Genomic DNA, 11,102 nt, shown 5'->3' on the forward strand with positions numbered 1-11,102 from the left:
TCTCCTGGCCGAATTAGAGCCGGAAACCTTCGCCTAAATAAACGCGCTTCACCTGTTCATTATTAAGAATATCATTAGGTGTGCCGTGAGCAATCAGATGCCCTTGGCTGACAATATAAGCACGTTCGCATACATCCAATGTTTCACGGACATTGTGGTCTGTGATAAGGACCCCTAGTCCATAATCTCTCAAATGCTGAATAATCTTCTTGATATCGATGACTGAGATAGGATCTACGCCAGCGAAAGGTTCATCCAGCAAAATAAATTTAGGATTAGCTGCCAGTGCTCTGGCAATCTCTACGCGGCGACGTTCACCTCCGGAAAGTGATTGACCAAGATTGTCTCGTAGGTGGCTGATATGGAACTCTTCCATCAGCTCTTCGGCACGTTCTTTCCGCTGTTCTTGAGTCAAATCTTGGCGGATCTCCAATACAGCCATCAGGTTGTCGAATACGCTTAGACGGCGGAAAATAGAAGCTTCCTGAGGCAAATAACCGATACCACGTCGTGCCCGTTCGTGAAGTGGCAGTAGGCTAATATCTTCATTATCAATGGTAATTGTCCCGGTATCCCGTGAAACGATACCGACGACCATATAGAAAGTCGTCGTTTTCCCTGCACCGTTCGGACCAAGCAGGCCGACAATTTCGCCGGAGTTCACGTTTAGGCTAACATTTTCAACGACCTTACGGCCTTTGTAAGCTTTTGCCAGGTTTTCTGCGTTTAGTATTGCCATATATCGTTATTTACTCTTGTTGTTAACCCCAGCAGGGCCTTCTTCTTGTAATTGAGAAGGTAGTAGGACGGTTGTCACTCGTTTACCTTTGTCACTAAACGCTTCCATTTGCTGAGTTGGGACTAGATAGGTGATACGGTCGCCTTTTATATTGCTGTCTAACTGTTCCAAATAGGCATTGCCAGTGAGTGTAACCAGCTCTTTATCCATTTCGTAACGTATTTTGGAACCGCGGCCCTTGATTGGTTTGCCATTGTCCTGTAATTGATAGAAGGTTACCGGATTGCCAAATGCTTCAATAACCATTTTCTTAGAATCGCCATCTGGGCGAGTCACAACAACTTTGTCAGCGCGGATATCGATAGAACCCTGTTTGATGATCACATCTTCTGTAAATGTGGAAGTGTTCCTTGTCATGTCAAGGGCTTGTTTAACAGAATCGATAGAAATGGGTTTCTGTGTGTCATCTTTCAGTGCCATAGCGGGAAGACTGACTACAAAGATAGCACTGGCAATAAAAGCATTACGGATTCTGTTTTTCATGTTGGATTTCATAGTAGGTGTTAACCTTTTCAATCAGTTCAGCGGTTTTGTTTCGCAGGTTGCCACGCATTTTCATACCGACGGATTTTAGCCCGACACCAATCAGTGTGACCTGATCGTCAGATGAAACATCCTGAGTGACCAAGTTGATGATAGCGTTCTCTGTAGTAATACGTTGTAATTGTGACGTATTAGTCAGACTGTCAACCTGTACGTCTCCGTAAAGATAGAGCATTTTGTCATTAGTTAGTTTGGCTTTGTTAGCACGAACTGTCCATGTAGCAATGGCATTTGAGTCATAAGTAATTAATACCGGTTTGGTAAACCAGGTAAGTTTTGACTCTGCATAGTTTTGGACGTCATCAGCGACCAGTTTATACGTCAATTTCCCCGTAGGGTCATAAACAAAAGTTATAGCTTCCTGACTTTGATAGGTTGGCTGACTGTTATCTGTGGCAGAAGATGATTTAATCTCATCTGAATCAGACAAGTTCCAGCCAATTAACGCCAGGATGATTAATACCAGAGTTATCACCAACCAGGATTTGATTCTATCCATTCTCGTTTCACTTCAACCTACTATATTGATAATCCTTTGGCTTCTTCCAGCTTATTCTGAGCAAAAAGCACCAAATCACAAAGTTCCCTTACCGCACCGTGTCCCCCTGCAATTTGGGTGACATAATGCGCTTTTGGTAAGAGTAATGGATGTGCATCTGCCACAGCGACAGATAACCCCACTTGTTCCATGACAGGCCAGTCAATCAGATCATCACCAATATAAGCAACCTGTTCTGGTTTTAATCCCAGTTTATCTAACAATTCTTTGTACGCCAAAACCTTATCACTTTGTCCTTGGTAAAGATGTGTAATACCCAAGGTATTTGCTCGATCTTCCAGCAATTTTGCTTTACGGCCGGTAATAATAGCGACTTCGATTCCTGAAGTAATTAAGCAGCGAATTCCGTAACCATCTCTAACATTAAATGTTTTTAATTCTTCACCGTTATTGCCCATATAGATCCGGCCATCGGACATAACACCGTCAACATCGCAAATCAGCAAGCGGATTTTACGGGCTTTTTCAATAACGTCTTTATTAACTGGACCATAACAGGTGTCCAAATAAACTAATTGGCTCATTAAGGCATTTTCTCCGGTTACACCACACCAGCTTGTAGCAGGTCATGCATATGTAATACACCAAGCAATTTATTGTCCTCTGCAACCAATAAGGACGTGATATGGTGTGACTGCATTAAATTCAATGCATCAACTGCAAGGGCATTTGGTTTGATGCGGATGCCACCTGTTGTCATAACATCTGAAATTTTGACATTGTACAAATCGACGCCCATATCAAACACTCGCCGTAAATCACCATCAGTAAAAATACCATCAATATACATATTTTCATCGCAAATGACGGTCATCCCCAGTTTTTGTCGGGTGATTTCGAGCAGTGCTTCGCGTAAGGTGGCGTGACGATTAACCTTTGGAATATCATCGCCTGTATTCATCAAATCACTCACCAGTAGCAGAAGTTTGCGTCCAAGAGTGCCGCCTGGATGTGATAGTGCGAAATCTTCAGCAGTAAAGCCGCGTGCCTGGAGCAATGCAACCGCTAAAGCATCACCCATAACCAGTGTTGCAGTGGTACTGGTTGTAGGAGCCAAACCTAGCGGACAAGCTTCCTGCGGGACTTTGATACACAGGTGGATATCGGCGGCTTTTCCCATATTACTGTTGTAATTGTTAGTCATGCAGATAAGCGGGATTTTTTGGCGTTTTAATGCGGGAATCAGCGATAAAATTTCACTGGATTCACCCGAATTTGAGATGGCTAAGACAATGTCTTTAGGTGTGATCATGCCGAGATCGCCGTGGCTGGCTTCTCCCGGATGAACGAAAAAGGATGGTGTACCGGTGCTGGCGAAAGTGGCAGCAATTTTACACCCGATATGGCCGGATTTACCCATCCCCATGACAATCACTTTACCTTCGCAGTTGAACATCAGTTCACAGATACGGTCAAAATCTCCGTTTATATGTTGTTCAAGTTCTGTTAATCCATCCCGTTCTATGTGTAATACTTTTTTACCCGCTTGCTGAAAATCAATCTTAGGCATTTCTTTTTCCTACTCATTCGTGTTTATTCAATGCTGTAATTGGGAAATAAACAGTACGATAAAATAAGCGATAAAGCAGCTTAATAACAGGACACCTTTAAATCGGTTTAATCGGTGTTTACGACCCAGACAAAATGCAGTAAATATTATGCTGGCTACCATCATTACCCAAAAGTCACGATGGAAAGATTCAGGTGAAATGGCTGCTGGTGAGAGTAATGCGGGAAGGCCCAAAACAATTGATATATTGAATATATTCGAACCTATAATATTCCCGAATGCGATGTCATCTTCGCCTTTGAATGCTGCGGCAATGGAGGTTGCTAATTCTGGCAGGCTGGTACCGACCGCAAGTACGGTAAGCCCGATAACTAATTCACTGATGCCATAAATGCGGGCAATAACAGTTGCATTATCAATAACCATACGAGTTGCCATAGGTAAAATAAGTAACCCTAATAGAATCCAAAGCAGGGCAATGTGTTTATTGCCTTCGACCGGTAATTCCGCAGCCTGTTCTTGCGTATAAATATCCGCTTCGGCGCGGCGCGGTAGAGCAACCATTTTTATCATCAGTAAGATATACACTATGGCGGAAGCGAGTAATACCAACCCATCCATCCGGCTGAGATAGTGATCACTCATTAAATAACCACAGAAGACGGTGAGCAGTAGCATCAACAGCAGTTCCTGCCGCAGGATATCTGATTTTACTTCCATTGGGCGAATAAATGCAGCGGCACCGGGTATTAGTAGCAGATTAGTAATGTTGGAGCCAATAACATTACCCACGGCCATATTAGGTTGATTATCTAGCATTGCAGTAACTGAAACCATTAATTCTGGTAGAGAAGTTCCAATGCCAACAATGGTAATACCAATAATAAATGGAGGCAGTCCCAGAGTACGGGCAAAAATTGCAGCACCATATACTAATCTATCGGAACCATATACCAGTAAAATCAACCCGGCAATTAGAAGTAAAAAGGTCAGAATCATGAAGCGTCCCTTGTAAGGTATATTCCGAATTAATGTTAACGCTGGTTGATTTTCTAAACAAAAATTGTCTGCCCAGTTAGATGGGACATATTCTGACGGCGGTGGATAGAAAAGTAAAATTTGTCATCACATTAATGGCGAAAATTTTCCAGTTTTTTTGTAGTATATATGATTAATATATGAACCAAATATTAAAGCCAATTTATTAACCGTTAAGGGCTATCAATAATGAATCAACAGACAGCAAATCTCATCGAGATCCGTGGTATGTATTTTACCCGTGGTAACCGTTTGATTTTTGCTGATATTAATCTAGTTGTGCCTAGAGGAAAAGTCACTGCAATTATGGGGCCTTCTGGGATAGGGAAAACGACACTATTACGATTAATTGGTGGTCAGTTACGTCCTGAACGTGGAGAGATCTGGTTTGATGGTGATAATATTCCTGCTTTATCCCGTTCTCACTTGTATGCTGCTCGCAAGAAGATGAGTATGCTGTTTCAATCTGGGGCATTATTCACTGATCTCAATGTCTTTGAGAACGTTGCTTTTCCGCTGCGTGAACATACGAACCTGCCTGAAGAAATTATACAGACCACGGTAATGATGAAATTAGAGGCGGTAGGATTACGTGGTGCCGCGAATTTGATGCCTTCCGAACTTTCCGGTGGTATGGCAAGGCGTGCGGCTCTGGCTCGTGCCATTGCACTTGATCCTGATCTGATTATGTTTGATGAGCCTTTTGTTGGTCAGGACCCGATTACGATGGGGGTTTTGGTGAAGTTGATTGATGAGCTGAATAAGGCACTTGGCGTTACCTGTGTGGTTGTTTCCCACGATGTACCGGAAGTTCTGAGCATTGCAGATTACGCTTATATTATCGCTGAACAACAGATTATTGCTGAGGGTACAGCTCAACAGTTGCACTCTAATTCTGATAGGCGAGTACGGCAATTTCTGGATGGTATTGCTGATGGGCCGGTACCTTTCCGTTTCCCGGCAGGGGATTATAAAACTGAGTTATTAGGATAATGGGATGTTAATGTTAACACAGGCGCTGGCGGCACTTGGCCGACGAGCCATTGAGGTGTTTGCCTCTTTTGGCCGTGCAGGTTTTATGCTGTTCCGCGCGATAATTGGCAAGCCAGAACCTGCCAGACAATGGCCGTTACTCCGACAGCAGCTTTACAGCGTGGGTGTTCGGTCATTATTGATTATTATCGTTTCAGGGCTGTTTATTGGCATGGTGCTTGGCTTACAGGGGTATCTGGTACTGACAACATACAGCGCGGAAGCCAGTCTTGGTATGATGGTGGCGATATCTCTGTTACGTGAATTGGGGCCGGTGGTCACGGCACTGTTGTTTGCTGGTCGAGCAGGATCAGCCCTGACCGCAGAGATCGGTTTGATGAAAGCCACGGAGCAAATTTCCAGCCTGGAGATGATGGCGGTAGATCCATTACGGCGTGTGATAGCTCCCCGTTTCTGGGCCGGGTTTATCAGTATGCCGCTATTATCTTTGATTTTTGTTGCGGTAGGTATTTGGGGCGGTGCGATGGTTGGTGTTGATTGGAAGGGGATTGACAGTGGCTTCTTCTGGTCTTCCATGCAGTCTGCTATCGAGTGGCAGAAAGATTTGCTTAATTGTTTTATTAAAAGTGTCGTTTTCGCCATTACTGTGACCTGGATTGCTCTATTCAATGGTTATGACGCGATCCCGACTTCGGAAGGGATAAGCCGAGCAACGACCAGAACGGTGGTTCATGCGTCGTTAGCGGTTTTAGGTTTGGATTTTGTGCTGACAGCACTCATGTTTGGGAACTAAGCCAATGCAAAGCAAGAAAAGTGAAATTTGGGTTGGATTTTTTGTCTTGATTGCACTGGCTGCAATCGTCTTTTTATGCTTAAAAGTGGCAGATATTAAATCGGTAGGCAACCAGCCAACTTACCGTTTGTACGCAACTTTTGACAATATTGGAGGTTTGAAAGTGCGTTCACCGGTAAAAATTGGGGGTGTGGTGATTGGTCGTGTTGCAAGTATCTCTCTTGATGAAAAAACTTATACGCCGCAAGTGGCACTGGATATTATGAAGCAATATGACCATATCCCTGATACCAGTTCTCTTTCCATTCGTACTTCTGGCCTATTAGGTGAACAATATATTGCCTTGAATATAGGGTTTGAAGATCCCGATATGGACACCCGTATTCTGAAAGAGGGTGACCGCGTACAAGATACCAAATCAGCAATGGTACTTGAGGATCTCATCGGCCAGTTCTTGTATAAGAGTGGTGATAATGTCCAAAGTGGGGCAGAGCACCCGCCGACACCTTAGCCAGCAACTGAATATCATTAAGAGGAACCCATTATGTTGAAGAGATTATTAATGATGGCGCTATTGGTTTTTGCGCCATTAGCGAGCGCAGTTGATCAAACGAATCCTTATAAGCTGATGCAGGATGCGGCGGAAAAGACTTTTACTCGTTTGAAAAATAGCCAATCACAAATTCGTCAAAATCCAGATTATCTGCGTAAAGTGGTGAAAGAGGAGCTACTGCCTTATGTCCATATCAAATACGCAGGGGCATTGGTTCTGGGGAAATACTATAAAGATACGACTCCAGAGCAGCGCAAGGCTTATTTTGTTGCATTTGAATCTTATCTTGAGCAGGCCTATGGGCAGGCTTTGGCAATGTATCATAATCAAACTTACCAGATTGACCCTGAAAAGCCGTTAGGGGACAGCAATGTTATTGCTATTCGTGTCACTATTATCGATCCGAATGGCCGTCCTCCTGTCCGTCTTGATTTCCAATGGCGCAAAAACAGCAAAACTGGTTACTGGCAGGCATTTGATATGATTGCTGAGGGAGTCAGTATGATTACGACTAAACAGAGTGAATGGGCCTCTATCTTGCGTCAGCAAGGTATTGATGGCTTAACTAAGCAGCTTGAAATCAGTGCCCGTCAGCCAATTACTCTGGAAGAGAAAAAATAAGATGGCTGAGAGTCTGATCTGGGAAAAAATAGGGCAAACATTGATTCTCAAGGGCACTTTGGATCGTAATAGTTTGCTTCCTCTCTGGCAGCAAAAAGAGAAATTATTGGTCGATATCAATGACATCAATGTGTCACAACTTGAATATGTGGATTCTACCGGGTTAGCTCTTTTAGTCCGTTTCAAACATCATATGCAAAAGAGAGGGGATAAATTGCGCTTTTCTGGCATTGATGAACGGCTTAACACCCTGATTAAGCTCTATGATATGCAAGAAATGATCATTGATAGCTAACCGATAATCTCATTAATTATCTGTACATACCCTATGGATTTCAAGATGCATTGCGGCGGCAAGGGAGAGAATCCCCGGGAGCATAGATAACGATGTGACCGGGGTGAGCGAGTGCAGCCAACAAAGAGGCAACTTGAAAGATAACGGGTATAATCAGCGCCCTTGTAAGCAGAAATATTACAAGGGCGTTTTCATAGTTTAAGAATAAGCAGGATTCTATTAGGATAGATGGCTGTCTATTATTTATTTCTAACTACATACCCTATGGATTTCAAGATGCATCGCGGCGGCAAGGGAGCGAATCCCCGGGAGCATAGAGAACTATGTGACCGGGGTGAGTGAGTGCAGCCAACAAAGAGGCAACTTGAAAGATGACGGGTACAGAACATTGAGCAATTATGGATACTAATGAGATTAAACAAGTGCTGATGGATAAATTAGCACTGGATGAAGTCATCGTTAACGGAGATGGCAGCCATTTCCAGGTTATTGTGGTTGGTGAAATGTTTGCCGGCATGAGCCGGGTAAAACAGCAGCAAGCCGTTTATGCGCCTTTGATGGAATACATTGCTGATAATCGTATTCATGCCTTGTCAATTAAAGCCTACACACCGGATGATTGGAAACGGGATCGCAAGCTCAACGGTTTTTAATGTTGTTTGCCTCGCCGCGAACAGCAAATTATATAAAGAGAGTCGTCACAGATGGATAAATTTCGTGTGAAAGGGCCTACTCGTCTGTCGGGTGAGGTTACTATTTCCGGGGCAAAAAATGCTGCACTGCCAATCCTGTTCGCCGCGTTGTTGGCTGAAGAGCCTGTTGAGTTGCAAAATGTTCCAGAATTGAAAGATATTGATACCACTATCAAATTGTTGAATCGCCTTGGGACTAAAGTTGAACGTAATGGTTCTGTATTTGTAGATGCCCGCGATGTGAATCAATATTGTGCGCCTTATGAGCTAGTAAAAACCATGCGTGCCTCTATTTGGGCGTTAGGTCCTTTGGTGGCGCGTTTTGGTCAGGGGCAAGTTTCTTTACCGGGGGGATGTGCGATTGGCGCCCGCCCGGTTGATCTGCATATTAGTGGCTTGGAACAGTTAGGTGCTGAAATTGTGCTGGAAGAGGGCTACGTTAAGGCTTCCGTTAATGGGCGTCTGAAAGGGGCTTGCATTGTGATGGATAAAGTCAGCGTTGGAGCGACAGTCACGATTATGACCGCGGCAACGTTGGCAGAAGGGACAACAGTTATTGAGAATGCAGCACGTGAACCTGAAATCGAAGATACGGCTAATTTTCTCAATACCTTGGGTGCAAAAATCACCGGAGCGGGTACAGACCATATCACCATTGAAGGTGTAGAACGTCTTGGTGGTGGTGTATATCGTGTACTACCTGATCGGATTGAAACGGGGACATTTCTTGTTGCGGCGGCGATATCCGGTGGCAAGGTAGTTTGCCGTCATGCTCAGCCTAATACGCTGGATGCGGTATTAGCTAAATTGCGTGAGGCGGGTGCGGATATTGCAATTGGTAAAGATTGGGTAAGCCTTGATATGCACGGTAAGCGCCCTAAAGCTGTGACATTACGTACTGCTCCGCACCCCGGTTTCCCGACTGATATGCAGGCGCAGTTCAGCTTGTTGAATTTGGTTGCTGAAGGTGCAGGGATGATTACTGAAACTATTTTCGAAAACCGTTTCATGCATATTCCTGAATTAATTCGGATGGGAGCTCATGCGGAAATTGAAAGTAATACTGTGCTTTGTCATGGTGTTAAAAAATTATCTAGTGCTCAGGTGATGGCGACGGATTTACGTGCATCGGCAAGCTTGGTTCTGGCGGGTTGTATTGCGGAAGGCGTAACGGTTGTTGACCGTATTTATCATATTGACCGGGGTTATGAACATATCGAAGATAAGTTGCGTGGACTTGGTGCAAACATTGAACGAGTGAAATCAACGTAGGCTTACTGTAGGTATGCGCCAAGATAGATTATAAGAAAGCCGGAAGATCACTGGGATCTTCCGGTGTTTTTAGACGTAAAAAAGATTTTCTCGAACAAAAGAAATGACTTCGTCTTTACTTAATTCAAATACAGGATCTGCATCCATTCCTTTTAAATAATCAACAACATATCTTAGCCTCTCATCATCAATGTCATGATCAAGGTAAAATTCATATGCATATCTAGCAATGTTAGCAGTATCGTAATTTTCTTGAAGTTTTTCATTCAGGCCACTTATAAAAAGATGGATTAGATTGTTCATGACAATCCCCCACATTTTTTAATAGCTTTTCCTGAAGTTGTTGCTATGCCTGAATCTATATCCGCTTTGGTAGGTGGATAATGAGGTAAATCCAATACCCGGCCATCTTTCATCTTAGGATGTACACGATTAACCTTGCTGGAATGATCGTAAGTTTCTTCCCAAGACTTCACACTTCCTGTTGATGGATTCCACTCTGTGACATGAGAACGTCCACGCGTTGGCCCTTCAGTTCTAGCTAACGCTTCCTTATCATAATAACGGATTCGTCCATCAGGTAATTCGCGGATATTTACGGCAGAACCTTGAGCTTTTTGTAAAGCTCTAAGTTTCCGATTTAATAATTGCGAAGGTGAACCCGCTAACCCTAAAGGGTCAATCCAGTTTACCGGATCATGGACATAGCTGTACGGGTTAAATCCGCCACTAAGATTCAAAGGATCGGCACAGAGATATTGCCCGGTCTCGTTATCGTAATACCTAAAACGATTATAGTATAGCCCGCTTTCCTCGTCTTCGTACTGCCCACAGAAGGGGCATCAGCTCCGAGGCAGTCATACTTATAGGGCGATGCCAGGCCGCACAGGACAAGGCTTTCAGAAGGACGCGTTTCGCCCATTTTGCTCCTGCAACTTTTTTTGACCCGACGTGCCTTTTCAGGATGTGTGCACGCTACCGCCATACCCTGACGCCCTTATCCGGTCTGCACATTGAGCAGTATAGCGGCGGTGTTAGCTGCCGTTAACCCCTTGTGTGTATTTGCTGACGTGTTTGTACACCGCCTTTCAACCTGCCAGAACCGGGTTTTATCGATAACCCGTGGCGGCGGGGCAGCTTGTCTGCGCCGCTGACGCGGGTTGGCCGGGTGCGGGCCGGCGAGGCCCGCAGGTGACGCTGTTCAGCAGGGAAGCCCCTGGGGGCTGCACCTGTCTCTTGATCAGATCTCCAAATCAACTGATTTAGCCAGCAAATAGCCGTCTATCAGGGTTTGCAGCCGAAACCAACCTTCCCAAAGTCGTTCCCATCCGACTCGACCCGTGCGTTTGGAATCGTACCAGCCGGCCAGTTTTCCCAGATTGATGAAGGCCCAATGCAAGCTCGGGGCTTTTTTCGGCACACGGCATTTTTCTT

At 44.4% G+C, this 11,102-nt stretch carries 15 protein-coding genes and 2 pseudogenes; 7 read left to right on the top strand and 10 right to left on the bottom strand.

Going from position 1 to position 11,102, the window contains the following annotated elements:
• Positions 1–13: 13 nt before the first annotated feature.
• Genes lptB through AAC155_RS18775 form a run of 6 tightly spaced genes read right to left on the bottom strand, consistent with a single transcriptional unit; the run spans position 14 to position 4,410 of the window.
• Positions 14–739, bottom strand: coding sequence for an LPS export ABC transporter ATP-binding protein (gene lptB / locus AAC155_RS18750; protein WP_011148169.1), 726 nt, complete (start codon positions 737–739; stop codon positions 14–16).
• Positions 740–745: 6 nt separating this feature from the next.
• On the bottom strand, positions 746–1,282 hold the full coding sequence (gene lptA / locus AAC155_RS18755) for a lipopolysaccharide ABC transporter substrate-binding protein LptA (RefSeq protein ID WP_113043692.1): 537 nt from the start codon (positions 1,280–1,282) through the stop codon (positions 746–748).
• A complete protein-coding gene (gene lptC, locus AAC155_RS18760) occupies positions 1,263–1,841 on the bottom strand; it encodes an LPS export ABC transporter periplasmic protein LptC (protein WP_112879244.1) in 579 nt (192 codons plus the stop codon). The genes lptA and lptC overlap by 20 nt, the downstream gene beginning before the upstream one ends.
• A 20-nt stretch (positions 1,842–1,861) precedes the next feature.
• Positions 1,862–2,425, bottom strand: a complete 564-nt coding sequence (gene kdsC, locus AAC155_RS18765) for a 3-deoxy-manno-octulosonate-8-phosphatase KdsC (RefSeq protein WP_112879243.1) — start codon at positions 2,423–2,425, stop codon at positions 1,862–1,864.
• Positions 2,426–2,442: 17 nt separating this feature from the next.
• A complete protein-coding gene (kdsD, locus tag AAC155_RS18770; RefSeq protein WP_113043693.1) occupies positions 2,443–3,411 on the bottom strand; it encodes an arabinose-5-phosphate isomerase KdsD in 969 nt (322 codons plus the stop codon).
• A gap of 27 nt (positions 3,412–3,438) precedes the next feature.
• On the bottom strand, positions 3,439–4,410 hold the full coding sequence (locus AAC155_RS18775) for a calcium/sodium antiporter (RefSeq protein ID WP_113043694.1): 972 nt from the start codon (positions 4,408–4,410) through the stop codon (positions 3,439–3,441).
• 228 nt (positions 4,411–4,638) lie between these two features.
• Here AAC155_RS18775 and mlaF point away from each other — a divergent pair, with 228 nt between their 5' ends.
• From mlaF to murA, 7 genes are all read left to right on the top strand, one after another.
• Positions 4,639–5,442, top strand: a complete 804-nt coding sequence (gene mlaF / locus AAC155_RS18780) for a phospholipid ABC transporter ATP-binding protein MlaF (protein ID WP_112896289.1) — start codon at positions 4,639–4,641, stop codon at positions 5,440–5,442.
• Between the two features lie 10 nt (positions 5,443–5,452).
• Complete coding sequence (gene mlaE / locus AAC155_RS18785) at positions 5,453–6,235, top strand: lipid asymmetry maintenance ABC transporter permease subunit MlaE (protein WP_113043701.1); 783 nt, start codon at positions 5,453–5,455, stop codon at positions 6,233–6,235.
• 4 nt (positions 6,236–6,239) lie between these two features.
• A complete protein-coding gene (gene mlaD, locus AAC155_RS18790; protein ID WP_113043695.1) occupies positions 6,240–6,746 on the top strand; it encodes an outer membrane lipid asymmetry maintenance protein MlaD in 507 nt (168 codons plus the stop codon).
• A 33-nt stretch (positions 6,747–6,779) separates the two neighbouring features.
• Positions 6,780–7,409 carry a phospholipid-binding protein MlaC gene (gene mlaC, locus AAC155_RS18795; protein ID WP_113043696.1) on the top strand — a complete coding sequence of 210 codons (630 nt, stop codon included), beginning with the start codon at positions 6,780–6,782 and terminating at the stop codon, positions 7,407–7,409.
• A 1-nt stretch (position 7,410) separates the two neighbouring features.
• A complete protein-coding gene (gene mlaB / locus AAC155_RS18800) occupies positions 7,411–7,704 on the top strand; it encodes a lipid asymmetry maintenance protein MlaB (protein WP_113043697.1) in 294 nt (97 codons plus the stop codon).
• 398 nt (positions 7,705–8,102) lie between these two features.
• Entirely contained in the window at positions 8,103–8,357 is a 255-nt protein-coding gene (gene ibaG, locus AAC155_RS18805; RefSeq protein WP_011148158.1) for a BolA family iron metabolism protein IbaG, read from the top strand.
• Positions 8,358–8,408: 51 nt separating this feature from the next.
• Complete coding sequence (gene murA / locus AAC155_RS18810) at positions 8,409–9,668, top strand: UDP-N-acetylglucosamine 1-carboxyvinyltransferase (protein WP_113043698.1); 1,260 nt, start codon at positions 8,409–8,411, stop codon at positions 9,666–9,668.
• A gap of 69 nt (positions 9,669–9,737) precedes the next feature.
• Here the strand turns inward: murA and AAC155_RS18815 are convergent, their stop codons facing one another.
• From AAC155_RS18815 to AAC155_RS18830, 4 genes and pseudogenes are all read right to left on the bottom strand, one after another.
• Entirely contained in the window at positions 9,738–9,971 is a 234-nt protein-coding gene (locus AAC155_RS18815) for a hypothetical protein (RefSeq protein WP_113043699.1), read from the bottom strand.
• Between the two features lie 335 nt (positions 9,972–10,306).
• A pseudogene (locus AAC155_RS18820) lies at positions 10,307–10,504 on the bottom strand (RHS repeat-associated core domain-containing protein); the annotation flags it as partial.
• 208 nt (positions 10,505–10,712) lie between these two features.
• The gene (locus AAC155_RS18825; protein ID WP_158536603.1) at positions 10,713–10,925 is read right to left on the bottom strand and encodes a hypothetical protein; all 213 of its coding nucleotides are present in this window, start codon (positions 10,923–10,925) and stop codon (positions 10,713–10,715) included.
• Positions 10,909–11,102, bottom strand: a pseudogene (locus AAC155_RS18830) (IS4 family transposase); the annotation flags it as partial. The gene AAC155_RS18825 and the pseudogene AAC155_RS18830, both read right to left, overlap by 17 nt.

Origin of the sequence: Photorhabdus sp. HUG-39 (assembly GCF_963878365.1) — a bacterium.
Lineage (GTDB): Bacteria > Pseudomonadota > Gammaproteobacteria > Enterobacterales > Enterobacteriaceae > Photorhabdus > Photorhabdus kayaii.